This is a genomic window from Bradyrhizobium sp. SZCCHNRI20481, from assembly GCF_032485055.1.
Lineage (GTDB): Bacteria > Pseudomonadota > Alphaproteobacteria > Rhizobiales > Xanthobacteraceae > Bradyrhizobium.
This window is the reverse complement of record NZ_JAUEUE010000013.1, coordinates 196887-222264: the sequence shown is the minus strand read 5'-3', so window position 1 is coordinate 222264 and position 25378 is coordinate 196887. Positions and strand designations below refer to the sequence as shown.

The 25378-nt window shown below is 65.8% G+C and carries 23 protein-coding genes and 1 pseudogene; 13 read left to right on the top strand and 11 right to left on the bottom strand.

Annotation, left to right across the window (positions count from 1 at the left end; translation table 11 throughout):
• Positions 1-613 precede the first annotated feature (613 nt).
• The 4 genes from dxs (at position 614) to QX132_RS22285 (ending at position 5490) form a co-directional block, all read left to right on the top strand.
• Positions 614-2539 (top strand): 1-deoxy-D-xylulose-5-phosphate synthase, encoded by a 1926-nt coding sequence (dxs, locus tag QX132_RS22300; RefSeq protein ID WP_315740878.1) that lies wholly within the window; start codon positions 614-616, stop codon positions 2537-2539.
• Between the two features lie 32 nt (positions 2540-2571).
• Positions 2572-3132, top strand: coding sequence for a nucleoside 2-deoxyribosyltransferase (locus QX132_RS22295; protein ID WP_315740879.1), 561 nt, complete (start codon positions 2572-2574; stop codon positions 3130-3132).
• Positions 3133-3524: 392 nt separating this feature from the next.
• On the top strand, positions 3525-4262 hold the full coding sequence (locus QX132_RS22290; RefSeq protein WP_316162903.1) for a TlyA family RNA methyltransferase: 738 nt from the start codon (positions 3525-3527) through the stop codon (positions 4260-4262).
• Positions 4255-5490 carry a class I SAM-dependent RNA methyltransferase gene (locus tag QX132_RS22285; RefSeq protein WP_316162902.1) on the top strand — a complete coding sequence of 412 codons (1236 nt, stop codon included), beginning with the start codon at positions 4255-4257 and terminating at the stop codon, positions 5488-5490. The genes QX132_RS22290 and QX132_RS22285 overlap by 8 nt, the downstream gene beginning before the upstream one ends.
• Before the next feature lie 105 nt (positions 5491-5595).
• Here QX132_RS22285 and QX132_RS22280 read toward each other — a convergent pair whose 3' ends face one another.
• Entirely contained in the window at positions 5596-6168 is a 573-nt protein-coding gene (locus tag QX132_RS22280) for a septal ring lytic transglycosylase RlpA family protein (RefSeq protein ID WP_315772919.1), read from the bottom strand.
• 199 nt (positions 6169-6367) lie between these two features.
• On the opposite strand from QX132_RS22280, the gene QX132_RS22275 reads away from it, so the two are divergent.
• Positions 6368-7210, top strand: coding sequence for a nucleotidyltransferase domain-containing protein (locus QX132_RS22275; RefSeq protein WP_316162901.1), 843 nt, complete (start codon positions 6368-6370; stop codon positions 7208-7210).
• A gap of 67 nt (positions 7211-7277) precedes the next feature.
• Here the strand turns inward: QX132_RS22275 and QX132_RS22270 are convergent, their stop codons facing one another.
• Positions 7278-8132, bottom strand: a complete 855-nt coding sequence (locus QX132_RS22270) for a DUF1194 domain-containing protein (RefSeq protein WP_315740884.1) — start codon at positions 8130-8132, stop codon at positions 7278-7280.
• Positions 8133-8357: 225 nt separating this feature from the next.
• Here QX132_RS22270 and clpS point away from each other — a divergent pair, with 225 nt between their 5' ends.
• Positions 8358-8663, top strand: a complete 306-nt coding sequence (clpS, locus tag QX132_RS22265; RefSeq protein ID WP_035654766.1) for an ATP-dependent Clp protease adapter ClpS — start codon at positions 8358-8360, stop codon at positions 8661-8663.
• 12 nt (positions 8664-8675) lie between these two features.
• Here clpS and QX132_RS22260 read toward each other — a convergent pair whose 3' ends face one another.
• From QX132_RS22260 to fabI, 4 genes are all read right to left on the bottom strand, one after another.
• Positions 8676-9866, bottom strand: coding sequence for an adenylate/guanylate cyclase domain-containing protein (locus QX132_RS22260; protein ID WP_316162900.1), 1191 nt, complete (start codon positions 9864-9866; stop codon positions 8676-8678).
• Positions 9867-9924: 58 nt separating this feature from the next.
• The gene (gene aroC, locus QX132_RS22255) at positions 9925-11010 is read right to left on the bottom strand and encodes a chorismate synthase (protein ID WP_315740888.1); all 1086 of its coding nucleotides are present in this window, start codon (positions 11008-11010) and stop codon (positions 9925-9927) included.
• 114 nt (positions 11011-11124) lie between these two features.
• Entirely contained in the window at positions 11125-11724 is a 600-nt protein-coding gene (locus QX132_RS22250) for a histidine phosphatase family protein (RefSeq protein ID WP_315758041.1), read from the bottom strand.
• A 26-nt stretch (positions 11725-11750) separates the two neighbouring features.
• On the bottom strand, positions 11751-12584 hold the full coding sequence (gene fabI / locus QX132_RS22245) for an enoyl-ACP reductase FabI (protein WP_315740890.1): 834 nt from the start codon (positions 12582-12584) through the stop codon (positions 11751-11753).
• 205 nt (positions 12585-12789) lie between these two features.
• Between fabI and QX132_RS22240 the strand changes: the two genes are divergently transcribed.
• The gene (locus tag QX132_RS22240; RefSeq protein ID WP_315740891.1) at positions 12790-13278 is read left to right on the top strand and encodes a sigma-70 family RNA polymerase sigma factor; all 489 of its coding nucleotides are present in this window, start codon (positions 12790-12792) and stop codon (positions 13276-13278) included.
• Positions 13279-13369: 91 nt separating this feature from the next.
• Positions 13370-14143, top strand: coding sequence for an anti-sigma factor (locus QX132_RS22235; RefSeq protein WP_316162899.1), 774 nt, complete (start codon positions 13370-13372; stop codon positions 14141-14143).
• Between the two features lie 369 nt (positions 14144-14512).
• Here the strand turns inward: QX132_RS22235 and QX132_RS22230 are convergent, their stop codons facing one another.
• Positions 14513-15472 (bottom strand): DnaJ C-terminal domain-containing protein, encoded by a 960-nt coding sequence (locus QX132_RS22230; RefSeq protein ID WP_316162898.1) that lies wholly within the window; start codon positions 15470-15472, stop codon positions 14513-14515.
• Between the two features lie 112 nt (positions 15473-15584).
• Complete coding sequence (locus QX132_RS22225) at positions 15585-15989, bottom strand: RT0821/Lpp0805 family surface protein (RefSeq protein WP_315740894.1); 405 nt, start codon at positions 15987-15989, stop codon at positions 15585-15587.
• Positions 15990-16114: 125 nt separating this feature from the next.
• Between QX132_RS22225 and pdxH the strand changes: the two genes are divergently transcribed.
• Together pdxH and QX132_RS22215 are read left to right on the top strand one after the other, a co-directional pair.
• A complete protein-coding gene (gene pdxH, locus QX132_RS22220; protein WP_316162897.1) occupies positions 16115-16765 on the top strand; it encodes a pyridoxamine 5'-phosphate oxidase in 651 nt (216 codons plus the stop codon).
• A gap of 138 nt (positions 16766-16903) precedes the next feature.
• A complete protein-coding gene (locus QX132_RS22215; protein WP_315776225.1) occupies positions 16904-17656 on the top strand; it encodes an SDR family oxidoreductase in 753 nt (250 codons plus the stop codon).
• A 275-nt stretch (positions 17657-17931) separates the two neighbouring features.
• Here QX132_RS22215 and QX132_RS22210 read toward each other — a convergent pair whose 3' ends face one another.
• The gene (locus QX132_RS22210) at positions 17932-18162 is read right to left on the bottom strand and encodes a hypothetical protein (protein WP_315740931.1); all 231 of its coding nucleotides are present in this window, start codon (positions 18160-18162) and stop codon (positions 17932-17934) included.
• A gap of 405 nt (positions 18163-18567) precedes the next feature.
• The gene (locus QX132_RS22205) at positions 18568-19545 is read right to left on the bottom strand and encodes a magnesium transporter CorA family protein (protein WP_315782504.1); all 978 of its coding nucleotides are present in this window, start codon (positions 19543-19545) and stop codon (positions 18568-18570) included.
• A 343-nt stretch (positions 19546-19888) separates the two neighbouring features.
• On the opposite strand from QX132_RS22205, the gene QX132_RS22200 reads away from it, so the two are divergent.
• A complete protein-coding gene (locus QX132_RS22200; protein ID WP_315740898.1) occupies positions 19889-20569 on the top strand; it encodes a L,D-transpeptidase in 681 nt (226 codons plus the stop codon).
• A gap of 579 nt (positions 20570-21148) precedes the next feature.
• On the opposite strand, the pseudogene QX132_RS22195 reads toward QX132_RS22200, so the two are convergent.
• Positions 21149-22213 (bottom strand): annotated as a pseudogene (locus QX132_RS22195) (extensin family protein); the annotation flags it as partial.
• Between the two features lie 120 nt (positions 22214-22333).
• On the opposite strand from QX132_RS22195, the gene QX132_RS22190 reads away from it, so the two are divergent.
• Positions 22334-23962 carry a fatty-acid--CoA ligase gene (locus tag QX132_RS22190; protein ID WP_315752068.1) on the top strand — a complete coding sequence of 543 codons (1629 nt, stop codon included), beginning with the start codon at positions 22334-22336 and terminating at the stop codon, positions 23960-23962.
• 161 nt (positions 23963-24123) lie between these two features.
• Positions 24124-25311: an MFS transporter gene (locus QX132_RS22185; RefSeq protein WP_316162895.1), complete on the top strand. Its 1188-nt coding sequence runs from the start codon at positions 24124-24126 to the stop codon at positions 25309-25311.
• The last annotated feature ends 67 nt before the right edge of the window (positions 25312-25378 follow it).

Sequence of the window (25378 nt, the reverse complement as noted above, 5' to 3'; positions counted from 1 at the left end):
CTTGACGGCCAACGAAAGGCCGCACGCCGACGACTTCTTCATGATCGTCTACGGACCAATCCCTTACGCGAACGCATGGCTCACGGCGCCGCGGCGTGCGCAATCACCGCATCGGCGGATTTTGCGCCGCGGGAAAAGGCCTGGACCGAGCCGGCTTCCCCGGTCTATTCCGGAGCGCCGGCTGCCGTCGATTTGAGCAGTTGAATGGAACCTCCGGCACGCCGCCGCGGTTGAGAGGTGGCGCAAGGGTACCGTTTGCGGGCTTGCCAACTCCCGTCGGGTTGGCTTTAAGACGCACTTTGGTGTAAAGCTTCTCGCAACTGCGGGTTTTTGGAAGTGTTTATCCTCTCTGGAGGGAGGAAACTAAGCGCTTGCAGGAGCTAGCAAAACTGACTTGGCTGAACGACTTGGCGATCTTGGGCGACTAACGAGGACGGCAAGGCCACCAAGAGTGACTTACATCACATAGATCGATCCCAAACCCGGCTAGTCTCCGGACTGCGGCTTCGATCCGCGCGGATGTCACCTTCAAGACTTCAGGTTTCGCCGCCCGTTACGATGAACCTCTCAGATGTCGGCCCTTGAACCCGACCTGCAAAATTGGAATGTCACCGTGACCACATTTAGTAAGACGCCGCTTCTCGACACCATCAAGACTCCGGAAGATCTGCGCCGGCTGAAGGTCGAGCAGGTCCGGCAGGTCGCCGACGAATTGCGCCAGGAGACCATCGACGCGGTCTCGGTAACCGGCGGTCATTTCGGCGCGGGTCTCGGCGTGGTCGAGCTGACCACGGCCATCCACTATGTGTTCGACACGCCGCGCGACCGCCTGATCTGGGACGTCGGCCACCAAGCCTATCCGCACAAGATCCTGACCGGTCGCCGCGACCGTATCCGCACCTTGCGCACCGGCGGCGGCCTCTCCGGGTTCACCAAACGCGCCGAGAGCGACTACGATCCGTTCGGCGCCGCGCACTCGTCGACCTCGATTTCCGCCGGCCTCGGCATGGCGGTTGCGCGCGACCTGTCGGGCGGCAAGAACAACGTGATCGCGGTGATCGGCGACGGCGCGATGTCCGCCGGCATGGCCTATGAAGCCATGAACAATGCCGGCGCGATGAACTCGCGCCTGATCGTGATCCTCAACGACAACGACATGTCGATCGCGCCGCCGGTCGGGGCGATGTCGGCCTATCTGTCCCGCCTCTACTCGGGCAAGACCTACCGCACCCTGCGCGACGCCGCCAAGCAGCTCGGCCAGCATCTGCCCAAGGTGATCGCCAACCGCGCCAGCCGCGTCGAGGAATATTCCCGCGGCTTCATGATGGACGGCGGCACGCTGTTCGAGGAGCTCGGCTTCTACTACGTCGGCCCGATCGACGGCCACAACCTCGACCATCTGCTCCCCGTCCTGAAGAACGTCCGCGACATGGAGACCGGCCCGATCCTGGTCCACGTCGTGACCCAGAAGGGCAAGGGCTACTCGCCCGCGGAAGCGGCGGCCGACAAATATCACGCGGTGGCCAAGTTCGACATCGCCACCGGCACCCAGGCCAAGGCCAAGCCGAACGCGCCGGCCTATCAGAACGTGTTCGGCCAGAGCCTGGTCAAGGAAGCCGAGAAGGACGACAAGATCGTCGGCATCACCGCCGCGATGCCCTCGGGCACCGGCATCGACATCTTCGCCAAGGCGTTCCCGAAGCGCACCTTCGACGTCGGCATCGCCGAGCAGCATGCCGTGACCTTCGCCGCCGGCCTCGCGGCCGAAGGCTACAAGCCGTTCTGCGCGATCTACTCGACCTTCCTGCAGCGCGGCTACGACCAGATCGTCCACGACGTCTGCATCCAGAGCCTGCCGGTCCGCTTCGCGATCGATCGCGCCGGCCTGGTCGGCGCCGACGGCGCGACCCATGCCGGCTCGTTCGACAACGCCTATCTCGGCTGCCTACCGAACATGGTGATCATGGCGGCCTCCGACGAAGCCGAGCTGGTGCACATGGTGGCGACCCAGGTCGCGATCAACGACCGGCCGAGCTCGGTGCGCTATCCGCGCGGCGAAGGCCGCGGCGTCGAAATGCCCGAGGTTGGCGTTCCGCTGCCGATCGGCAAGGGCCGCATGATCCGCCAGGGCAAGCAGGTCGCCCTGCTCTCCTTCGGCACCCGGCTCGCCGAGTGCGAGAAGGCGGCCGACGAGCTCGCCGCACACGGCCTGTCCGCCTCGATCGCCGATGCGCGCTTCATGAAGCCGCTCGACGAAGAGCTGGTGCTGAAGCTCGCCCGCGAGCACGACATCCTGATCACGATCGAGGAAGGCTCTGTCGGTGGCTTCGGCTCGCACGTAATGCAGTATCTCTCCGATCAGGGCATGCTCGACGGCGGCCTGAAGATGCGCACCATGGTGCTGCCGGACGAGTTCCAGGACCACGACACGCCGGCGGCGATGTACGCCCGCGCCGGGCTGGACGCCAAGGGCATCGTCCGCAAGGTGTTCGAGGCGCTCGGCAAGGATTACACGACCGAGTCGGTCAAGCTCGCCTGAGGCGAGCTTGCGTCCCGCCGTGGTGGTGAGCCATGAAGATCTATCTGGCAGGTCCCGACGTGTTCCTGCCGGATGCCATTGAAATCGGCCGGCGGAAAGTCGCGATCTGCGATCGCCATGGCTTGATCGGCCGCTACCCCCTCGACAACAGCGTTGACCTCGCCTCCTCCGACGCCTCGCGCCAGATCTTCCATGGCAACGAGGCGATGATGGACGACGCCGATGCCATCATCGCCAATCTCACGCCGTTCCGCGGGCCCGGCGCCGATGCCGGCACCGTCTACGAGCTCGGCTACATGGCGGGCCGCGGCAAGCTCTGCCTGGGCTATTGCAACGATCCCGCCGTCTATGCCGACTGCGCCCGCCGCTTCACGACGGTGACGGAGCAGGACGGCCGCCTGGTCGATGCCGAGGGCCTGACGGTCGAGGATTTCGGCCTGCCCGACAACCTGATGATGATCCACGCGCTCGACCTGTACGGTGCCCCGCTGGTCCTCCCGCGCGAGCGGTCGGGGGATGTGTGGCACGACCTGGCGGCGTTCGAGATCTGCGTGAAGCTGGCGGCGGAGCGGCTCCTCGGCAAGACGCCGTAGGGTGGGCAAAGCGGCGCCGTCAGGCGACGCGTGCCCACCGTGGATCCGCGCCCACAATCGAAATGGTGGGCACGGCGCGTCAATTGCGATACGAGCTTGCGGAGCGGCCGGTGCACGCGCCTTTGCCCACCCTACGAACTCACTATATGAGGCGCGATCTCGCCTCACACCACTGTCGTCCCGGCCTGGTGCGCAATTGCGCACGCGGCGCCGGGACCCGACCACAGGACGTCGTGTTGGGCAGACTCGTAGTTGCCATCTCCCTACAAACTAAGTCCTGTGGTTATGGGTCCCGGGTCGGCGCATCAACGCGCGATGCGCGCTGATGCTTGCCCGGGACGACACTGAATTTGGTGTGCGTGCTCAACAATTCATGACGACTGATCAAACTCATGCCCCCTGCCCGCAAACGCGCTGATATCCTGCTCGTCGAACGCGGCCTGTTCGAGAGCCGCGCGCGGGCGCAGGCGGCGATCGAGGCTGGGCTCGTGTTCGCAAACGACAAGCAGGTCGGCAAAGCCTCGGAGAGCATCCCAGTTGATTCCGTGCTGCAGGCGGAGCCGGCGCATCCCTGGGTGTCGCGTGGCGGAGTCAAGCTTGCGGCAGCACTGGAGCATTGCGGCATCGAGGTCGAGGACCATGTCTGCCTCGACGTCGGCGCCTCCACCGGCGGCTTCACCGAGGTGCTGCTGGCCAATGGCGCGGCTGTCGTATTCGCCATCGATGTCGGCCGCGACCAATTGCATCCCTCGCTGCGCAATCATCCGAAGATCGTGTCGATGGAGCAGACCGACATCCGCAGCTATGACGGCAAGCGCCTGCCGCAGCGCCCCGACATCGTCGTGATCGACTGCAGCTTCATCTCGCTCAAGGCGGTGCTGCCGGTCGCATTGTCGCTCGCGGCCTCGCCGATGAGCCTGCTGGCGCTGATCAAGCCGCAATTCGAGGCGAAGGGCGCACACGGCAAGGGCGGCATCATCAAGGATGCAGCGGTGCACGCCGCCGTCTGCGACGACATCGCCACCTTCGCCGCCTCGCTCGGCTGCAGTGACATCGAGATCTTCCCATCATCGATCAAGGGCGGCGACGGCAACGCCGAGTTCTTCCTGGGAGCACGCCGTCATGGTTGAGCGTCTCGTCATCGACCATGTCGGCCATCGCGGCGACGGCGCCTCGCTGTCATCGGGCGAGGCGCTTTACGTGCCCTATACGCTCGCCGGCGAGACCGTCGAGGCGGCCGTCGTTCCCGGCCATCCCGATCGCCGCAAGCTGCTCGCGGTGGAAATTCCGAGCCCCGAGCGGATCGCGCCGTTCTGTCCGCATTTCGGCGTCTGCGGCGGCTGCGCCATCCAGCACTGGGCGCCCGAGCCCTATCAGCAGTGGAAGCGCAACATCGTCGTCGAGACGCTGCGGGCGGCCAAGGTCGACTGCGACGTGGCCGATCTGATCGATGCCCACGGCGCCGGCCGGCGCCGGGCCACCTTCCACGCCCGGATGGGCACGCACGAGGTTCTCCGCGTCGGATTCTCGGCAGCCAACAGCCACGACATCGTACCGATCGACCGCTGTCCGATCCTCGACCCCGCGCTGGACGGTGCGCTGGAAGCCGCGTGGGCGCTGGCGGAGGCGCTGAAGCCGACCGGCAAGCCGCTCGACATCCAGGCGACCGCGACAAGCAACGGCCTCGACGTCGACATCCGCGGCTCCGGCCCGCTGCCGCCGCCGCGCATCGCGGCGCTGTCCGTCGTCGCCGAGCAGCACCGGCTGGCACGGCTGACGCGCCATGGCGAGCTGGTGCTGATGCGCAATGCGGCCGTGGTCGCGATGGGCACGGCACAGGTGACGTTGCCGCCCGGCTCGTTCCTGCAGGCCACCGTGCAAGGCGAGGAGACGCTGGCGCAATTGGTGCTGGAGCGGATCGGCAAAGCCAAGCACGTCGCCGACCTGTTCTGCGGCGTCGGCCCGTTCGCGCTCCGGCTCGCTACGCGGGTGCGCGTCACCGCCATGGACAATGATGCCGGCTCGGTCGCGGCGCTGCAGAAGGCGGCCGGTACGCCCGGCCTGAAGCCGATCAAGGCCGAAACGCGCGACCTGTTCCGCCGTCCCCTGATGCCGCCGGAATTGCGCGACATCGACGCTGTCGTATTCGACCCACCGCGCCAGGGCGCTCAGGCGCAGGCCAAGCAGCTCGCGGCCAGCAAGGTGCCGGTGATCGTCGCGGTGTCCTGCAACGTGACGACGTTCGCGCGCGATGTGCGCATGCTGATCGACGGCGGCTACAGGCTCGAGACCGTGGTGCCGGTCGACCAATTCCGCCACACGCCGCATGTGGAGCTGGTGGCACGGCTGGTGCGGTGAGCTGATCTCGATGCCTGCACGTCATCGCGAGCGAAGCGGCGAAGCAACGCAGGCATTCTTCTTGGCCCTGGATCCTTCGCTACGCTCGCGATGACGAGGACATGTCTACCTGACCACGCTGACCTTAACCGGCGCGACGCCGGAGGTGACCATGCCGAGCGCCTGCGCGGCTGAGTAGGACACGTCGACCACCCGCCCCTGCACGAACGGTCCGCGATCATTGACGCGCACCACCACGGAGCGGCCGGTCTTGACGTTGGTGACCTGCAGCCGGGTGCCGAACGGCAGGCTGCGATGCGCGGCCGTCAGCTCGGACGGATTGAAGCGCTCGCCGCTCGCGGTCTTCTGGCCTTCCGAATAGTAGCTGGCGAGACCGGACGCTCCGGAGTGCGCCGGCGGCGGGCTGAGCTCGGCCCGCCGGACGCGCACCACTGACTCCGGCGCCGTCTCCGCACGCTGCACCTGCGGCCGGAATTCGGCTCCGGCTTGCTTCGTCGGCGCCGCCCAGCGCGCCTGCCGGACCGCCGATGATTGCGCGCAGGCTGCGAGCGAAGCCGCCGCCGCACACACCAGCGCTGCCCTGAGAAGTTGGCAAGCGAGCCCTGCACGCGGACCTTGGATGACTGACGAGCGCCTGACGCGCTGCGCGGGATGGGCTGTCCGGTCGATGATACGCATGTTCTGTGCGCCTCCGCCTCAACCCGCTCATGGTCGCGGCCCAATCGCGGCAGCACGGTGGCGAAGGGAAACTTGCGAGAGGTGCAACCCCTGGTTTTTGGAAGATTGTGGCTTAATGGCAACAGATCAGCCTGAACGGCGGCCCTGTGGAGTTTTTCCACGCAAGAACTTCATACTGTCATGCTGGGAGAACACGTGAATGCCTGACCCGCTGCTGACCCGCATCGTTGGCGAACTTGCCGATGTCCCGGGACTGCGCGCCATCGCGCTCGGTGGATCACGTGCGCGCGGCACCGCGCAGGCGGGCTCGGACTACGACGTCGGGCTCTACATCGCATCCAGGCACGACCTCGACACCGCCGCGCTGCGCGAAGCAGTGCGGCGGCTCGTCGACGCCCCGCAAACGGTCGAACTGACGGCGGTCGGCGGCTGGGGACAGTGGGTCGTCGGCGGCGGCTGGCTCAGAATCGACGGGCACAAGGTCGACCTGCTCTATCGCGAGATCGATGCGGTCGGCGGCGTGATCGACGACTGCCGGAAAGGGCGGATCGAGATGCACTACCAGCCAGGCCATCCGCATGGCTTCGTGTCGGCGATCTGGATGGGCGAGGTCGCGCTCTGCCGCCCGCTGCACGATCCCGCGCAACTGCTGGCGGGACTGAAGTCGCGCTGCACGCCCTATCCGCGCCGCCTGCGCGACGCGATTATTGCGCGCTTCCAGTGGGAGATCGCATTCAGCATCGATAATGCCGAGTTGGCTGTCGGGCGTGGCGACCATACCCACGTCGCGGGCTGCGCCTATCGCGCCCTCGCCTGCCTTGCGCAGGTGCTGTTTGCGGTCAACGGGCGCTACCTGATCAACGAGAAGGGTGCGCTCAAGGAGGCCGCGACGTTTGGACTGGCGCTCGGCGGTCTCGCGGCGCGCGTGGAGCTCATCTGGCAATCGATCGGCAATGGCGAATTCGGTGCGGCGCTCCGCAGCCTGCGGGAGGTCGAGGCCGAATTGAAACAGGCGTTGGTCCATGCTGCGACGGCCGGCTGAGATCGGCGGCGCCTTACCAATCAAGCCTCCCCGCGCGCTCGTCTGCTCGGCAGCCCGGGCCTGCTGGTCACCGCCCCCAGCGGTCCTGCCAGATCTTCTCGCCGATCGTGCAGGACACGCGCGGCTCCTTGTCGGCATCGTCGGCGACCGGCACGATGCGCGGCGGCGGTACCCGTCCGGCGACCTCCATCAGCAGCTTGGTGCGGATGGCTTCCTTGAATTCGTCGCGGCTCTTGATCGTCACCACGAACGAGCCGTGGCCGCCGGTTACGCAATCCTTGTAGTAGAGATCGAGGTTCTCGATATCCATCGTCGAGTAGGACGGCTCCTTGACCATGATCGGCAGGCCGTTGATCGTGATGCCCTTGTCGACGGCCTCGTCGCGCGCGATCGTCACCGGTGAGGGACCATTGTTGTTGGGCCCGTCGCCGGAGATGTCGATAACGCGGCGCAGCCCGCGATAGGGGTTCTCATCGAACAGCGGCATGGCAAAGTAGATCGCGCCGGAGATCGAGGTGCGCGACGCGCGGCGGATCGGCGTCTTCATGATCTCGGCGGCCACGGCGTCGGCACTTTCCGGTCCGTCGATCAGGCGCCATGGAATGATGATCTTCTGGTCGCTCGAGGCCGCCCATTCGAAATAGGTCACGGCGATGCGGCCGTGCACGCCGCTCTTCAGTGCCTGCAGGAACTCGCGCGAGCTGAGCGCCTGGGCGTAGCCTTCGCGCTGGATCGCCAGCTCGTCCAGATCCATCGAGTAGGACACATCGACGGCGAGGATCAGTTCGACGTCGACGGACGCTTCCTTCTCGCTCAGTTGCTGAGCCGGCTGGGCCCTCGGCGCTGCCACGACGGTGGCGACGTCGCCGCCGGCCAAGGCGCCTGCCAGACACGCCACCCCGATCGAGATCCACCAGCGCATGAGCTGCCCTCCAATCGCGTCTGACGATGGTGACATGCAATCCGCAGAGCGCAAAGCGGGAACGCACACATCCATTCACATTCCGGTTAGTCCCCGGGGTTTGCCCGGATGTCAGGCAGCTGCGTGCGCCCATCGCGCAAGGCATGCAGCCCGTGGTTTCCCGGAGCAGCCGAAGCCTGTATCGTGGCCCGACTGCCGCATCAGGAACACAGGCGCGCCCTTAGAATGAACGATGCCGTCACCAAGCCCAAGACGAAGGTACGCACCAAGACCGAGCGTCCGCGGCTCTACAAGGTGATCCTCGTCAACGACGATTTCACCCCGCGCGATTTTGTGGTGATGATCCTGAAGGCGGAATTCCGCATGACCGAGGACCAGGCCTACAAGGTCATGATCACGGCGCATAAGCTCGGCGTCTGCGTGGTGGCCGTGTTCACCAAGGACGTTGCCGAGACCAAGGCGACCCGCGCGACCGATGCCGGCCGCGCCAAGGGATACCCGCTGCTGTTCACTACCGAGCCGGAGACCTGAGCCGGCGGCGAACTAATTCCCTTCCTCACGCAGCCCATACACACGTTGTGCGGTCGCGAGGCCAGCGATCGGAAATTCACCGAGATCGGTCCAGAGATCGGTCAGCGGCTCGGGACAGGCGCCGGCAAAGGCCTCGGACGCGACCACCGTCCGCTGCAGCCGCGCGGCCATCTTCTCCAACCGTGCGGCGAGATTGACGGCCGGGCCGATGCAGGTGAAGTCGAGCCGGTTGCCGCCGCCGATATTGCCATAGAGCAACCGTCCGACATGCAGGGCGACGCCGAAGCGAAAGCGCTCGACCCGGCCGCCAACCGCATATTCCAGCGCATCGACACTGGCGCGCGAGGTCCGCGCCGCCGAGAGCACGCGCCCGCAGACCGCGCTCGGATCACCGTCCTGTTCGGGAATCGGAAACACCGCGAGCAGACCGTCGCCCATGAACTTCAACACTTCGCCGCCCTGCTCCCGGATCGCGGCAACCTGGCAGTCGAAGTAGTTGTTGAGGATCTCGACCACGTCTTCGGCCGGCAGCCGGTCCGACAACGGCGTGAAGCCGCGCAGGTCCGACAGCCAGATCGCCGCATCCATCGTATCGGTATGGCCGCGGCGGATCTGGCCGCCGAGAATGCGCTCGCCGGCGCTGTTGCCGACATAGGTGTCCAGCAGCATCGAGGCAGTCCGGCGCAGCGTGACGATCTCGGTGTAGCGTGCCAGGGCCGGCATCAGCGACCGGATTGCGTTCACGTGCTGCTCGCTGAAGCCACGGGGATCCCTCGTGGTCCAGCTCGAGGCATGGATCGCCCGATCGACGAAGGTCAAGGGCAGCGCGAGATAGTCGGTCGCCCCCTCGGCGCGCACATCCATCAGGATCGGAAAGCGCTCGGCCTCCGAGCCGCGAGGATCAGCCCTGAATTCCGCCCCGCTCTCGAACACGAGCGCGAGCGGGCTGCTCCTGTAAATCGGGCGGCTCTCAAAGCCGAAATCAACGGTGGAGGTCTCGACCTCCGCTCCCGGCCGCCAGATGAAGCTGCGGCCCGCAATGTCCGGATGCAGGGTGCGGACGAACACGCCGACGCGCCACAACGGCACACCGAGCCCGACCAGCCGCTCGCAGCATTCGGACATCATCTGGCCCGGCGTCGCTGCGGACCGCGCACCGTCGACCAGCCAGTCCTTGATCTCCTGCAACTTGGGGATGTCCATGGGACGACATTAAGCGAGCAGCGTGACAACAGCAAACAGCCGCGGCGGCCGCGTGCCTCTACCCCACCTGGCCGCGATGGCGCAGCAGGTGATCGGCCAGCACGCAGGCCATCATCGCCTCGCCGACCGGAACCGCGCGGATGCCGACGCACGGGTCGTGCCGGCCCTTGGTCAGGATCTCGGTCTCCTGGCCTGAGCGGTCGACGGTCTGGCGCGGGGTGAGGATCGACGAGGTCGGCTTGACCGCGAAGCGCAGCACGATCGGCTGCCCCGTCGCGATGCCGCCGAGAATGCCGCCGGCATTGTTGGAGAGGAAGCGCGTGCCGTCATTGGCCGAGCGCATCTCGTCGGCATTCTCCTCGCCGGTCAACTCGGCGGCGCCGAAGCCGGCGCCGATCTCGACGCCCTTCACCGCATTGATGCTCATCATCGCCGCGGCGAGCTCGGCATCGAGCTTGCCGTAGAGCGGCGCGCCAAGTCCCGCCGGCACGCCCTCGGCGACGATCTCGAGCACGGCGCCGATCGACGAGCCGGACTTCCTGATGCCGTCGAGATAGTCCTCGAAGAACGCCGCCTTGTCCTTGTCGGGGCAGAAGAAGGGATTGCGCGCGACCTCGTCCCAGTCCCAGTTGCCGCGGTCGATCTTGTGCGGGCCCATCTGCACCAGCGCGCCGCGCACCTTCACGTCCGGCAGGACCTTGCGCGCGACGGCGCCGGCCGCGACGCGCGTCGCGGTCTCGCGCGCCGAGGAGCGGCCGCCGCCGCGATAGTCGCGCAGGCCATACTTGGCCTCGTAGGTGAAGTCGGCGTGACCCGGACGAAACTTGTCCTTGATCTCGGAATAGTCCTTGGAGCGCTGGTCGGTGTTCTCGATCAGGAGCGCAATCGGCGTGCCCGTGGTGACCTGCGCTCCCGTGTCGGGATCGGCCATCACGCCGGACAGGATCTTCACCTGGTCCGGCTCCTGGCGCTGGGTGGTGAAGCGCGACTGGCCAGGACGGCGGCGGTCGAGATCACGCTGGATCTCCTCGGCCGTCAGCGGAATGCGTGGCGGACAGCCGTCGACGACGCAGCCGATGGCGACGCCATGGCTCTCGCCGAAGGTGGTGACGCGGAACATGTGGCCGAAGGTGTTGAAGGACATGATCTGATCACCCAATCGGAAAAACCGTCATTCCGGGATGGTCCGAAGGACCAGACCCGGACTCTCGAGATTCCGGGTTCGCCTCTGCGAGGCGCCCCGGAATGACGGGGATAACTAACTGTACTTCTCGAACCCGTTCTCGCCGAACACATAGACCGCGCCCTGCTGGATCGGCAGGTCGACGGCGCCGTGCGGCGTCTCGAAGCCCAGCGCGACCATCAGCGCCCGCGCCGTGCCGCCATGGGCGACCGCCACGATATCGCCAGACAGCCCATCGTACCAGTCGCGCACGCGGCGCTCGACGTCGGCATAGGTCTCGCCGCCCTCGGGCGCCAGCGACCATTTGTCGGTCAGCCGCCTGGCATAGAAGGCGGGATCTGCCGCCTGCATTTCCGGCAGCGTCGCCCCTTCCCATTTGCCGTAGCCAATCTCGCGCAGCCGGGCATCGAGCGCATAGCCCTCGGCCGGCAGCCTCAGGGTCTCCCGCACCAGCTCCATGGTCGCGCGGGCGCGGCTGAGCGGACTCGCGACGTAAGGCAGGCCTGCCGCATCATGGCCGTTGCGCGCAACGATCTCGGCCAGGATGTTGCCGGCCTGGACCGCCTGCACCTGCCCGAGCGCGTTCAGCGGAATGTCCTGCGTGCCTTGCAGTCGGCCGAGCGCATTCCATTCCGTCTCGCCGTGGCGGATGTAGTAGATCGTGGGCCGTGGCATTGCGCGTTGACGTTATTCCTTGAACGCTATTCTTTGGCGCCGACGGAATTGCTGAGCGAGATGTCGGGCGCCTCGGGCCGCTTCATGCCGACGACGTGATAGCCGGAATCGACGTGATGCACCTCGCCGGTGACACCGCGCGACAGGTCGGACAAGAGATACAGCGCGCTGTCGCCGACCTCGTCGATGGTCACGGTCCGACGCAGCGGCGCGTTGTACTCGTTCCACTTCAGGATATAGCGGAAGTCGCCAATGCCCGAGGCGGCCAGCGTCTTGATCGGTCCTGCCGAGATCGCGTTGACGCGGATGTTCTTCTCGCCGAGATCGGCGGCGAGATAGCGCACGCTGGCCTCCAGCGCGGCCTTGGCGACGCCCATCACGTTGTAGTGCGGCATCCATTTCTCGGCGCCGTAGTAGGTCAGCGTGATGATCGAGCCGCCGTCCGTCATCAGCTTCTCGGCGCGCTGCGCGATCGCGGTCAGCGAGTAGCAGCTGATCAGCATGCTCTTGGAGAAATTGTCCTGCGTGGTCTCGATGTAGCGCCCGTCGAGCTGGTCCTTGTCGGAGAAGGCGATGGCGTGGACGACGAAATCGATCTTGCCCCACTTCTCCTTGAGCACGTCGAACACCGCATCGATGGTGGCGGGATCGGTGACGTCGCAATGGCCGAGCACGAGGCCGCCGAGCTCGGCCGCCAGCGGCTCGACCCGCTTCTTCAGCGCGTCGCCCTGGTAGGTCAGCGCGATCTCCGCGCCCGCCGCACGCGCCGCCTTGGCAATGCCCCAGGCGATCGAGCGGTTGTTGGCCACGCCGAGAACGACCCCGCGCTTGCCCTGCATCAAACCTGAAATCTGCGCCATGCGGCTTCCCATCGAACTGATTATTAAGGACTGGACGTACACCACCGGTCTGGCCCGGTACAGCCCCATTCCGCCCGCTCTGTGGCAAACTCCCCGCAGGGCTTGCGGCCCGGAATAGGCGCGTCATCGCGGTGTTATGATCTTTGCAAGGCACAGGCTGCGGCCTGCGCCCGTGTCATCGCAGCGAACAGCCGCAGGGCATTCCATGAACGCGTTCCGCCAGAGCGTCGAGGCCATGATTCCGGCACTGCGCCGTTATGCCCGGGCGCTGGCGCGCGACATGGACGCGGCCGACGAGCTGGTCCAGGACACGCTGGTGCGGGCGCTGCGCTCGGAACGGCTGTTCCTGGGCGGCGACATCAGGAGCTGGCTGTACACGATCCTGACCAATCTGAACAAGAACCGCCGGCGTTCACTGGCGCGCCGGCCCCACTTCATGCCGCTTCGGGACGACAATCCCGACGCCAGCGGCACCGAGGCCGAGGGCCGGGACATCGAGCGCGCACTGGCGACCCTGGTGGAGGAGCAGCGCGCAGCGCTTCTCCTCGTCGTGCTCGAAGGCATGAGCTACCGCGAGGTCGCCGACATCCAGGGTGTCCCGATCGGCACCGTGATGTCCCGCCTCGCCCGCGCTCGCGCCCATGTCCGTGCCGTGCTCGAGGGCGAGCGGCCGGCGCTGCGGAGGGTGAAATGACCACTGCACAAAAGCCGCCCTGCCATGTTCGCCTGCTCAAGCCTGCAGCGACCGCGCATCGCCGCAGCCGCTCGATTGCCATGAGATCCCGATGATGACCGACCCGACCATTCCCGTCACCGAAGACGAGCTGCACGCCTATGTCGACAACGAGCTGCCGGCCGAGCGCCGCAGCGACGTCGAGCGCTGGCTGGCCGAGCATCCGGCGGACGCCGAGCGGGTGCAATCCTGGCGCAGCATGGCCGAGGCGCTTCACGCCCGCTACGATTCGATCGTCAACGAGCCGGTGCCGCCGCGGCTCGACCTCGACGGTCTGGACCGCCAGCCGCGGCGCTGGGTCATCGGTGCGATAGCTGCAAGCGTGGCGGCCTTCGCGGTCGGCGGCGCGGTCGGCTGGGTCGCGCGTGGCGCCGCGTCCTCGCCGTCGCCGCTGCAGGCCCTCGCCGGCGAGGCGCTCGATGCGCACCGGCTCTACGTCGTGGAGGTGCGCCATCCGGTCGAGGTCCCCGGCGACGAGAAGGCCCATCTGCAGCAATGGCTGACGCGGCGCTGCGGTCGCACCGTGCAGGCGCCGGAGCTGGAAACCACCGGACTGAAGCTCGTCGGTGGCCGGCTGCTGCCGGGACCGACCGGCCCGGCCTCCTTCCTGATGTATGAGAGCACGTCCGGCGAGCGCTTCACGGTGTATGCGACCAAGGTCGGGATCGAGGCGGCCGAGATGCGCTATACGGCGCAGGGTACCACCGCTGCGCTGTCCTGGGCGGAGCGCGGCGTCAGCTACGTCGTCAGCGGCAGCAGCGACCGGACGCGCCTCACCCAGGTTGCGCGCCTTGTTTATGATCAGTCCGAACGGACGGGCGGCTAGCGGCGAGACGCCGGAGATCTTGGCCCCCACGAGTACCGTCACAATTCCCGATACGATCTGAAGGGCTTGCTCGCAGGCTACAGGAGATGAGCGAGGGGAAGCGGTGCCTGCGTCCTCCCGCGCAGGGGGACACGCCAAGGTCGGCGCCGCAATTCGGTCACCGGAAATCTGGAATCCGGTCACCGGCACGTCTCAATATAGCGCCAAATGTTCACGAAAAAATGAGGAGTGTTCGATCCGCCGATCGACACGGAAGCGGCCTCGATTGGGGTTTTGTACCGCGCTGGTCCCCCTTTCGAGGCCGCACTTTTTTCTCGGCTTTCCAGCCCGCACTTCAACTTCTAGACTACATATCCGCAATATGCAACCTCAGGAGATGTTGCTGCGCGGATTGTAGGGATGGCGATCGCGCCACTTGGTCATCAGCGCCTCGAGCTCGGCGTCGTTGCCGTCGGGCAGCACGATCCGGGTGGTGACGAACAGATCGCCGGCCGAGCCATCGCTCTTGGGCAAGCCCTTGCCCTTGAGCCGGAAGGTCCGGCCGCTGGACGTGTTCCTCGGGATCGACAGCTCGACCGCGCTGCCGAGCGTCGGCGCCCTCACCTTGGCGCCCAGGACCGCCTCGTAAAGCGTGATCGGCAGATCGAGCCTGAGGTCGCTGCCCTCGACCTTGAAGAACGGATGCGGCGCGATCTGGATGGTGATCAGGAGATCACCCGGCCGGTGTCCGGGCGCGCTCTCGCCCTGCCCCTTCAGCCTAATCTGCTGGCCGGCGCTGACGCCGGCGGGGACCTTGACGTTGAGCTCCTTGCCCGACGGCAGCCGCACGCGCTTCTCGCCGCCCTTGACGGACTCCTCGAGCGAGACCGACATCGCAACCTTCAGATCGAGGTCGAGGCCGACACCGCCGGCGTCGAACTCGAACGGGCTGCCCCCGCCGCGCGCGCCGCGCTGGGCGCCGCCGAACATGCTGTTCAGAATGTCCTCGAAACCGCCGCCGCCGAAGCCGCCGGCCGGCCCGCCGCCACTGCGGAAGGTATAGTTCTCGAAGCCGCCTCCTGGACCGCCGCGCCCGGCGCCGCCACCAGGAAAGCCCTGGAAGCGCGGCTTGCCGTCAGCGTCGATCTCGCCGCGATCGAACTGCTTGCGCTTCTCCTCGTCGCCCAGGATCTCGTTGGCAGAACTGATCTCGGCAAACCTTGCCGATGCCTTCGGATCATCCTTGTTGCTGTCGGGGTGGTGCTTCTTGGCGAGCTTGCGATAGGCGCTCTTGATGGCCGCAGCGCTGGCGCTTCGCGGCACCCCCAAGACCTCATAGGGGTCGCGCATCCGTCACGTCTCCTTACAGAAAGTCAGATACTAACCTATGGGCTCCCCGCCCGCTTTGCATTTCATCTGGGGAGTCCGTTGTATTTTTGCAACGGGTTTCAGACGATCCCAGCTAGCTTTGCTGCCAGGGCTTGAGCGTCTGGATGTCCCAGCGCCCCCGCTCGATCCGGCACGCCGACCCCTGCAGCCAGCGCTCGGTCTTGCCGTTGACGTAGCTCGCCAGGAAATCCCGGCAGGTACGGCCGTTGTCCGCGGTGTAGGACTTGGCGATCGGCGTCACCGAGCCGCGGGCGCCGGTCTGCGGATTCTGCCAAGGCTGGCTGGAATCCTTGGTCCCCTTGGTCAGCACGTCCGACGCAGCGTTGCGGGCAAAAGCGAGATCGGCTTCGGTCGGCTCGCGCTCGGGCGGCGGGCTGATCGCGCCGGTGACCTCCGCATCGTCCATCTTGGCAAAGGCCGTTTCAGGGTGCGACAGGCTGCAGCCGCTGCCGGACAAGCCGATTAGAATGAGTGTCAAAGCGGTGCCGGCATGACCGATCGCGGATAGGCCAAGCCGGACCGATGCCCTATATAGGGCCGGACCAGAATGGACTTGCACGCGCCTGGCCGCGGGTGAACGCAAAACTCGGACTCCCCATACACATGACCGACCCCACGAGCATCAAACACCAGACAACCTTAACATCCGGTACATCGGCCGATTTTACCCAGGCCGGCGAGCCGTTTGCGCTGTTTGCGGCGTGGTTTGCCGAAGCCGGCAAGAGCGAGCCCAACGATCCGAATGCGATGGCGCTGGCAACGGTCGACGACAGTGGGTTGCCTGACGTGCGCATGGTGCTGATGAAGGGCTATGACGCGGACGGCTTCGTCTTCTACAGCCACAAGGCCAGCCAGAAGGGCCGCGAGCTCGCCGCCAATCCGAAGGCCGCGCTGCTGTTTCACTGGAAGTCGCTGCGCCGCCAGGTCCGCATCCGCGGCCTCGTGACGCCGGTGACCGACGATGAGGCCGACGCCTATTTCGCGACCCGGCCGAAGCAGGCGCAGCTCGGCGCCTGGGCCAGCAAGCAGTCGCAGCCGCTGGAAAGCCGCTTCGCGTTCGAGCAGGCGATCGCCAAGGTCGCCGCGCAATACATCATCGGCGACGTGCCGCGCCCGCCAGGATGGAGCGGCTGGCGCATCACGCCCGTCAGCATGGAGTTCTGGCACGACCGGCCATTCCGCCTGCACGACCGCATCGAATTCCGGCGCGAGGCTTCGGGCCAGCCCTGGACCAAAGTGCGGATGTATCCGTAGGGGATCGCCGCGCGCGCTTGCGCCCGGCCTCTAGACGTCCGACGCGCCAACGAATCGCCATCGCGCGCGTGAATCAGGCGCCGAACACACAACCATTGTGGTAAGTTGATCCGTCCGGGATCGTGAAAGACGCAATTCATGCCGACCTCTTCCAACCAGCCACGGCGCACGATGCTGCTGACCGGCGCCAGCCGCGGCATCGGCCATGCCACCGTGATCCGCTTCTCCTCTGCCGGCTGGCGCGTCCTCACCTGCTCACGGCACCCCTTTCCCGAAGAATGCCCGTGGGGCGCCGGCCCCGAGGACCATGTCCAGGTCGACCTGTCCGATCCCGAGGACACCGTGCGCGCGATCGCCGAGATCAAACAGCGGATCGACGGCGGCGAGCTGCACGCGCTGGTCAACAACGCCGCGATCTCGCCGAAGGGCGCCGGCGGCGCCCGGCTCGGCACCGTCGACACCGACCTCGACACATGGAATCACGTCTTCCGCGTCAACTTCTTTGCGCCGATCATGATGGCGCGCGGCCTGATCAAGGAGCTGAAGGCGGCCAAGGGCTCCGTCGTCAACGTCACCTCGATCGCGGGCTCGCGCGTGCATCCCTTCGCGGGCGCGGCCTACGCGACCTCCAAGGCGGCGCTGGCCGCCCTGACCCGCGAGATGGCGTCGGATTTCGGCCGGGTCGGCGTCCGCGTCAACTCGATCGCCCCCGGCGAGATCGACACCTCGATCCTGTCGCCGGGCACCGAGAAGATCGTCCAGGAGCAGATCCCGATGCAGCGCCTCGGCACCCCCGACGAGGTTGCCAAGATCATCTATGTGCTGTGCTCGGAGACCAGCTCCTACGTGAACGGCGCCGAGATCCACATCAACGGCGGCCAGCACGTCTGAGGCAATCGACGCAGAGACGCTTGCCCGTCTTCGATTTGGTTCATAGCGGCGATTTGGTTCATAGCGGCTTGCCACGTTCGGCAAGTTCCGGATGACCGGACGAAGGCGCGATTAACGCCATCTCCGAAGATCGCTACGGAACCTACCGACCACCACAAACAAGACAGCGCTCCCGGAGGGAACGCTGTTCATGGGATGGGATCGGCGCACCGAATTTCCGATCATTGGCAGCGCGGGCGGCATTGCCTGAATACCGCCCGGTCGAGAACGGTCGTTCAGCCTTCGCACACCAAACCGCGCAGAATCTGCGCGGCGCGCCAGCGCAGGCGGTCGGACTCGACGTTGAGAGCGCTGGAGCAATCATCATCGCGCTCGTCGTCCTCGAGTTCGGCGCCGCAGTAGCGGCAGGTACGCGGCGACAACGCCACGACAATGTCGGCGCGGCTGCGCTGATAGCTGGCAAGATCGATCACGTTGTTCGATGCCATTATGCGTTTCTCAACCATTGCCGCCGCCTCTTGGATAAGGCGCGATGAACGCGCCCTCGAGCTCTGCCTTGCATGCCACGCGCCGAGGCGCTCGTTGTTTGTCATGCTGGTGCAGATTTATCGCAGAGAAGTTTCGATCAAACGTTCAGCGTTCCCGTCAAATTTTACCTGAGGAATTGGGGCGGCTTTGCAGCGGCATTGCAGCCGGCCTAACAAGTATTTCCTATTATGTGTTGCATCTCACCGCTTGTGTCACCTTAAGTGCATAGCGACGGACAGCATGACGATCAATCAATGACATGTCTACGCCGCTGCTAACAACAGGGCGCGAATGAGGCATCGCCTGGAATGACGGCACAATGCCGCAGGCCTCGCGCAGATTCGTCCCTCTCGCGTAGAGCCTGGATTTTCAGGCCCGCGGCACTACAGCCACTTCTTCAATTTGAAGATGTAGTACGGCACGATCGCACAGATCAGCATCAGCACCAGCGCCATCGGATAGCCGTGCACCCATTCGAGCTCCGGCATCATCTTGAAGTTCATGCCGTAGATCGATGCGATCAAGGTCGGCGGCATCAGCACCACCGCCATCACCGAGAACAGCTTGATGATGTTGTTCTGCTCGAGGTTGACGACGCCTAACATCGCATCCAGCACGAAGGTGATCTTGCTCGCGAGGTAGGACGCGTGGTCGGTCAGCGAAGCGACATCGCGCTGCATGGTCTTGAGCTGCTCACGCATGTCCTTCGACCACTTCACGCCTTCGACCACCGCAGACAGGAAGGTGACGAGGCGGCCGATCGACACCAGGCTCTCACGTACCTTCGAGGTCAGGTCGCCCTTGCGGCCGATCGCGATCAGGATCTGCGAATATTGCTTGGCATGGCCGTGACGCTCATTGTTAGGCTCGAAGATCTCGTGGCTGACCTGGTCGATATCAGCCCCGACCTTCTCGAGAATGTCGGCGCAGCGGTCGATTACCGCATCGAGCAGCTCCATCAGCACCATCTCGCCGGTGATCCCGGGCGCACAGTTGCGGGCGAGCTTGGCCTCCACCACGGCGAACGGGCGCGGCTGGTCGTAGCGCACCGTCACGAGACGGTGGCCAGCCAGGATGAAGGTGACGGCCGTGGTCCTGGGCATATCGGAATCCGAGTGACACATCAGCGTGGCCGTCATGTAACGGGCCCCGTTCTCGATGTAGAGACGGCTGGAGATCTCGATCTCCTGCATGTCCTCGCGGGTCGGCACCGCAATCCCGGCCAGCTTTTCGACGGCCCGATCCTCGGCGTTGCTCGGGTTGACCAGGTCGACCCACACCGCATTCTCGGGCAGAGCCGCGGGATCGGTGACCGCCATCTTCTTCAGCGCGGCTTCCGACGGGACGAACACCGAGAACATGGACAAACTCCGAATCGCGAAACGTGAATTTCGGGGACTTAGCGGTGGGATGCTGCTGCCTTGTGACGCAGCCTGCGGGCCCGGTCCATGGGCTTTTCTCGCCAATGCCCCGCAGCCTCTCGCGCAACGCCCAGCGGAGCATGACCGTGCCATTCGGAGCACAGCTGTGGATGACTGCCCGCAACTTTGCGGCAAAAAAGCAACAATCGCGGCGCTGCAGCGTGACCTGTGCGTGTAGCGGCTGGAATTGAGAACGATTTTGACGATAATGGGACATGTGGAATCGCGCTGCAGTGGCGCGGCCGTGTCATTGCAACGTCAGCTGTCGATTGGAATTGGTGACATGTCGCTGAAGGTGAAACTCGGACTCCTGGCCGCCGGCCTGATGCTGTCGGGCTGCATGCAGGCCACGACGTACGAGGCGACCAACACCCAGGCCTTCAAGCCGAAGGACAAGGAGCTTCTCGCGAAGATCCGCTACACCAACACGCCGGTGGCCGAGCCCTATCGGCGCGCAATCGTCGACTATCACCGCAAGGAAGCCCCGGGCTCCATCGTGGTCGATTCCGACAGCCACTACCTCTATTACGTGCTCGATGGCGGCAAGGCGATTCGCTACGGCATCACCGTCGGCGAAGAGGCCATGGCGTGGTCGGGCATCGCCAAGGTCGGGGCCATGACCGAATGGCCGGCCTGGCATCCGACCAAGAGCGAGATCGAGCGCCTGGGCGTCCCGACCTTCGTGGCGGCCGGTCCGGACAATCCGATGGGCTCGCGCGCGATGTACCTCTATGCCAACGGCAAGGACACGCTGTTCCGCATCCACGGCACCAACCAGCCGGAATATATCGGCGCCTCGATCTCCTCGGGCTGCATCCGCCTGACCAACGAGGATGCGATCGATCTCTATAACCGGGTGAAGGTCGGCACCATCGTCGTGGTGCTGGATCCGAAGAAGGGTGATTCGCCCTACAAGCCGCAGATGGCGCTGCAGGGCGGCGGCACCTACGCTGCGATGCAGTGAGCATCGCCTGCGGCGGACGAAATTCAAAAGCCGAGAAACGCGTTTAGCATCCTTCTTTGAGAGCGCCGGGCAACCGGCGCTCTTTTGTTTTGGGCGCTAGAGCGCGATGCCTCTTGGTTGAATCGACTTAACCGCAGGCTCGCTTCACCTCTCCCGCTTGCGGGGGAGGTCGGCGCGAAGCGCCGGGTGGGGGCTCTCTCCGCTCGGGCAGCCTCAATCGCGGCAACACCCCCACCCCAGCCCTCCCCCGCAAGCGGGAGAGGGAGCGCACCTTCGTTCGCAGCTAGCAACCAGACCTCGTCTCATCACGCGCTAGAACAATCCACGGAACGGATCCCAGCTTCGGCGACTGTGATGGCGCTTCCGCGACGCCGGCTTCGAGGGCAAGGCTCGCTCCCCATTCTGGCTCGTCTGCGCGCGCTGGTCGCGCCCGGCTGCATCGCGGGTTTTGTCCGACGCTGCGGATGGACCGCCTGCCGGCGGCTTGGCGGTCGAGGATCGCGCCTCTGGCGCAGCGGCTTCGACCTTTTTCTGCTCGGGCGCCGGCTTTGACGCCGTGCGCCGATTGCGGGCCGAATCGGCTGGTTTTTGCGCGGGAGAGCGCTCTTCCACGGCGGACCGTTCGGTCCCCTCGTCAGCTGACGGAGCGGTGCCGTCCGCTGCGGTAGACGTTCCGGCCTCCATCTCCGCCGAGACGCCGCGACTGGTGCCGTTGCGCTCGGCCGGGGTGCTCGCGGTCTTCCTGGAGCGTTCAGTGCCGGCCTGTTCGGTCTCGCGCGGCGGCGCATCGTCAGGCCGGGCCGCGGGCATCAGGGGCGCGACCTTCGGCAGCGGGTCGAGCACGTCCCACTGGCAGATCCGGTAATTGTTCCGCCGCTCCATCAGGTCGAGATGGATGTGATCCTCGTGGTACCAGTCGGAGTCGGGGCCGAGCACGGTGGAGAAATGGGTGCACACCGCGTGCAGCACCGCCTCGCGCAAATCGCGCGGCTGGGTGCGGTCGGTGAGATCGATCATGCGGCCGTCGGCCAGCCTGAAGCCGTGGACGTCCAGCGCATTGGCACGGCCGTGCTCCGATAGCTGCGCGCCGCTGACATTGTTGCGGCCGCGGCACTGATATGAATCGAAATTGTCGAGCGCGGTGACCGCGCTGCCGAGCCGTTCGGCCAGCGGCGCCACATCGTCGCGCACCCAATTGACGACCGCAGTCGCCATCGGACAACGCATGGTCGCCGCGGGCGTCAGCGCCACCCTGCGCTTGTCAGGCAGCACCACCGCCTCCAGCCGCACCAGATCCTGGCCGCCGCAGCCGCCAGGACCCTTGATCGGCGGAATCGACGGCGCGATCGCGACCTCTTCGGTCAGGGCCAGCCTGCAAGCCGAAGGCGGCGGCGGGGCTTTGGCATCCACCTTCGGACCGGTGCTGGCCTCGTCGCGCGGAGCGGCATCCTCGCCCTTGGCCGCCTCCCGCGCCGGCGCGTCGGCCGGCCGCGGCTGCGGAAGCGGCACTTTGGCAACGCCATCGGCCAGCTTCGCAGCGAGCTCAGAGGCCGCGGGCGGGCTGCGGTGCGCCGATTTCGCGGCCGCCGCCGGCGCCGCCATGAGCCAGCTCAATGCGATCGCCACGGCCACAGCGCTAACCATCACGCCCGGCGCGACGTCGTGGCCATCACAAGTCCATTTGCGTCGGATGCGGCACGCGCTAAAATTGACCAAAGAGACCAAAAGACCCTCGCTGCAAGCGAATACCGGAGGAACGACCTGATGCTTGGTTTGATGCAAGACTGGCCCCTGCTTTGTCACCGGATCATCGAGCATGCGGCGACAATCCACGGCTCCCAGGAGGTCGTGACCCGCTCGGTCGAAGGCCCCATCGTTCGCACCACCTATCGGCAAATCCACGACCGCGCTCTCAAGGTCTCGCAGAAGCTGACGCGCGACGGCATCAAGCTGGGCGACCGCGTCGCCACCATCGCCTGGAATACCGGCCGCCATCTCGAGGTCTGGTACGGCATCATGGGAATCGGCGCGATCTGTCACACGGTCAATCCACGCCTGTTTCCCGAGCAGATCGGCTGGATCATCAACCATGCCCAGGACCGCATCGTCATCACCGATCTGACGTTCGTGCCGATCCTCGAGAAGCTCGCCGACAAGCTGCCGAGCGTCGAGCGCTACATCGTGCTGACCGACGCCGCACACATGCCGCAGACGACGCTCAAGAACGCCGTCGCCTACGAATCGTGGATCGGCGAGGCCGACGGCGATTTCGCCTGGGGGACCTTCGACGAGAACACCGCAGCCGCGATGTGCTACACGTCCGGCACCACGGGCGATCCGAAAGGTGTGCTGTATTCGCATCGGTCCAACGTGCTGCATGCGTTGATGGCCAATAGCCGGGATTCACTCGGTACGTCCGCAGCAGACACAATGCTTCCGGTGGTTCCGCTGTTCCATGCCAACAGCTGGGGCATTGCCTTCTCCGCTCCCTCGATGGGCACCAAGCTGGTGATGCCCGGCCCCAAGCTCGACGGCGCGTCCGTCTACGAGCTGCTCGACACCGAGAAGGTGACCTACACCGCCGGCGTGCCGACGGTGTGGCTGATGCTGCTGCAGCATATGCAGGCGCATAACCTCAAACTGCCGCATCTGAAGATGGTGGTGTGCGGCGGCTCGGCGATGCCGCGCTCGATGATCCAGGCCTTCCTCGACATGGGCATCGGCGTGCGTCACGCCTGGGGCATGACCGAGATGAGCCCGATCGGCACGCTCGCCACCCTGAAGCCGCCGTTCCTCGCCGCCGACGGCGACGCCAAGCTCGACGTGCTGCAGACGCAGGGCTTCCCCCCGTTCGGCGTCGAGATGAAGATCACCGACGATGCCGGCACCGAGCTGCCATGGGACGGCAAGACCTTCGGCCGGCTCAAGGTGTCCGGACCCGCGGTGTCGAAGGCCTACTACAAGGTCGACAGCAACATCCTCGACGATGAAGGCTTCTTCGACACCGGCGACGTCGCCACCGTCGATGAACATGGCTACATGCGCATCACCGACCGCTCAAAGGACGTCATCAAGTCCGGCGGCGAATGGATCTCCTCGATCGACCTGGAGAATCTCGCGGTCGGCCATCCCGCCGTCGCCGAGGCTGCCGTCATCGGCGTCTATCATCCGAAATGGGATGAGCGCCCGCTGCTGATCGTGCAGTTGAAGCCCGGCCAGACGACGACGCGCGAGGACATCCTGAAATACATGGAAGGCAAGATCGCCAAATGGTGGATGCCCGATGACGTCGCCTTCGTCGACGGCATTCCGCACACGGCAACCGGCAAGATCCTGAAGACCGCGCTGCGCGACCAGTTCAAGAGCTATCGCTTCCCCAACGCCGCGGCCTGAGCAGGCCACGTCCAACGGCGCATCATTACGAGCGGCCTCTCCATCACCGGGGAGGCCGTTCTGCATTGCAGCCGGCATACAGCGTTGACGTGGCGCAAGGCTCGACGAGATCCAATCGCTACAATGCCGTGATGAACACGACAGGATCACGGACCGCGCGCATGACATGGCGCGACGTGCCGTCGACGGTGCTGACGCTCGGGCTGGTGTCGCTCCTGATGGACATCTCCTCGGAGCTGATCCACGCGCTGCTGCCGATCTTCCTCGCGACCGTGGTCGGCGCTTCTACGGTGACCATCGGCCTGATCGAAGGCGTGGCCGAGGCCACCGCGGCGGTGACGAAGGTGTTCTCCGGCGCTCTGTCGGACCGGATCGGCAAGCGCAAGCTTCTGGTCGGGATCGGCTATGGGCTGGCGGCACTGACCAAGCCGGTGTTTCCGCTCGCCAGCACGTCGTGGCAGATCCTCGCCGCACGCTTCGTCGACCGCATCGGCAAGGGCATCCGCGAGGCGCCGCGCGACGCGCTGATAGCCGACGTGACGCCGGAAGGCATCCGCGGCGCGAGCTACGGCCTGCGCCAGGCGCTCGACACGGTCGGCGCCTTTGCCGGTCCCCTCCTCGCCGTGGCACTGATGGCGCTCTACGCCAACGACTTCCGCGCGGTGTTCTGGTGGTCGGCACTGCCGGCCGCGCTCGCCGTGCTGCTGATCCTGTTCGGCCTGCGCGAACCGGTGGAGACCGCGCCTGTGCCGCGCCGCGATTGGCCGATCCATGCGCGCGAGCTGCGCCGGCTACCACGCGCCTATTGGATCGTGGTCGCCATCGGCGCGGTATTCGCGCTGGCCCGCTTCAGCGAGGCGTTCCTGGTGCTCAAGGCGCAGGCCGACGGCCTTCCCCTATTCCTGATCCCGCTGGTCTACGTGCTGATGAACCTGGTCTATGCCGGCGTGGCCATGCCGGCCGGAATCCTTTCCGACCATATCGGCCGCAGCAACGTGCTGACCTGTGGCCTCGTCGTGCTGACAGCCGCCGACCTGACGCTGGCATTCCTGCCCGGCCTGATCGGCACCGCGATCGGCGTCGCGCTTTGGGGCCTCTATCTTGGACTGTCGCAGGGGCTGCTCTCGGCGATGGTCGCCGATACCGCCCCACCGGACTTGCGCGGCACCGCCTTCGGCCTTTTCAACCTCGTCACCGGCGGTGCGCTGCTCGTCGCAAGCCTGCTGGCGGGCTGGCTGTGGCACGCCTATGGGCCGCGGGCGACGTTCACGACCGGCGCAGCATTCTCCATCGCGACCGTCCTGTTGATGCTGACGGCCTTGCGCGTCCGCCCCAGCGAAAGCACCTGAGACGGTGTCCGGATCATCCGCCCTCTCCGGACCAGACGCCTCTTGAATTTACCCCATCCGCGTGGTC

Excerpts from the sequence above, each read along its gene's own strand:
- QX132_RS22205 (WP_315782504.1), bottom strand. The coding sequence starts at position 19,545 with ATGTTCTCGGTGTTCGTCCCGTCGGAAGCCGCGCTGAAGAAGATGGCG.
- aroC (WP_315740888.1), bottom strand. The coding sequence starts at position 11,010 with ATGTCCTTCAACACCTTCGGCCACATGTTCCGCGTCACCACCTTCGGC.
- QX132_RS22230 (WP_316162898.1), bottom strand. The coding sequence starts at position 15,472 with ATGCGCGACCCCTATGAGGTCTTGGGGGTGCCGCGAAGCGCCAGCGCT.
- QX132_RS22200 (WP_315740898.1), top strand. The coding sequence starts at position 19,889 with ATGTCGCTGAAGGTGAAACTCGGACTCCTGGCCGCCGGCCTGATGCTG.
- QX132_RS22290 (WP_316162903.1), top strand. The coding sequence starts at position 3,525 with ATGCCCCCTGCCCGCAAACGCGCTGATATCCTGCTCGTCGAACGCGGC.
- QX132_RS22215 (WP_315776225.1), top strand. The coding sequence starts at position 16,904 with ATGCCGACCTCTTCCAACCAGCCACGGCGCACGATGCTGCTGACCGGC.
- QX132_RS22260 (WP_316162900.1), bottom strand. The coding sequence starts at position 9,866 with ATGGACATCCCCAAGTTGCAGGAGATCAAGGACTGGCTGGTCGACGGT.
- QX132_RS22250 (WP_315758041.1), bottom strand. The coding sequence starts at position 11,724 with ATGCCACGGCCCACGATCTACTACATCCGCCACGGCGAGACGGAATGG.
- QX132_RS22190 (WP_315752068.1), top strand. The coding sequence starts at position 22,334 with ATGCTTGGTTTGATGCAAGACTGGCCCCTGCTTTGTCACCGGATCATC.
- QX132_RS22235 (WP_316162899.1), top strand. The coding sequence starts at position 13,370 with ATGATGACCGACCCGACCATTCCCGTCACCGAAGACGAGCTGCACGCC.
- clpS (WP_035654766.1), top strand. The coding sequence starts at position 8,358 with ATGAACGATGCCGTCACCAAGCCCAAGACGAAGGTACGCACCAAGACC.
- fabI (WP_315740890.1), bottom strand. The coding sequence starts at position 12,584 with ATGGCGCAGATTTCAGGTTTGATGCAGGGCAAGCGCGGGGTCGTTCTC.
- QX132_RS22295 (WP_315740879.1), top strand. The coding sequence starts at position 2,572 with ATGAAGATCTATCTGGCAGGTCCCGACGTGTTCCTGCCGGATGCCATT.
- QX132_RS22275 (WP_316162901.1), top strand. The coding sequence starts at position 6,368 with ATGCCTGACCCGCTGCTGACCCGCATCGTTGGCGAACTTGCCGATGTC.
- QX132_RS22185 (WP_316162895.1), top strand. The coding sequence starts at position 24,124 with ATGACATGGCGCGACGTGCCGTCGACGGTGCTGACGCTCGGGCTGGTG.
- QX132_RS22285 (WP_316162902.1), top strand. The coding sequence starts at position 4,255 with ATGGTTGAGCGTCTCGTCATCGACCATGTCGGCCATCGCGGCGACGGC.
- QX132_RS22210 (WP_315740931.1), bottom strand. The coding sequence starts at position 18,162 with ATGGTTGAGAAACGCATAATGGCATCGAACAACGTGATCGATCTTGCC.
- pdxH (WP_316162897.1), top strand. The coding sequence starts at position 16,115 with ATGACCGACCCCACGAGCATCAAACACCAGACAACCTTAACATCCGGT.
- QX132_RS22280 (WP_315772919.1), bottom strand. The coding sequence starts at position 6,168 with ATGCGTATCATCGACCGGACAGCCCATCCCGCGCAGCGCGTCAGGCGC.
- QX132_RS22270 (WP_315740884.1), bottom strand. The coding sequence starts at position 8,132 with ATGCGCTGGTGGATCTCGATCGGGGTGGCGTGTCTGGCAGGCGCCTTG.
- QX132_RS22240 (WP_315740891.1), top strand. The coding sequence starts at position 12,790 with ATGAACGCGTTCCGCCAGAGCGTCGAGGCCATGATTCCGGCACTGCGC.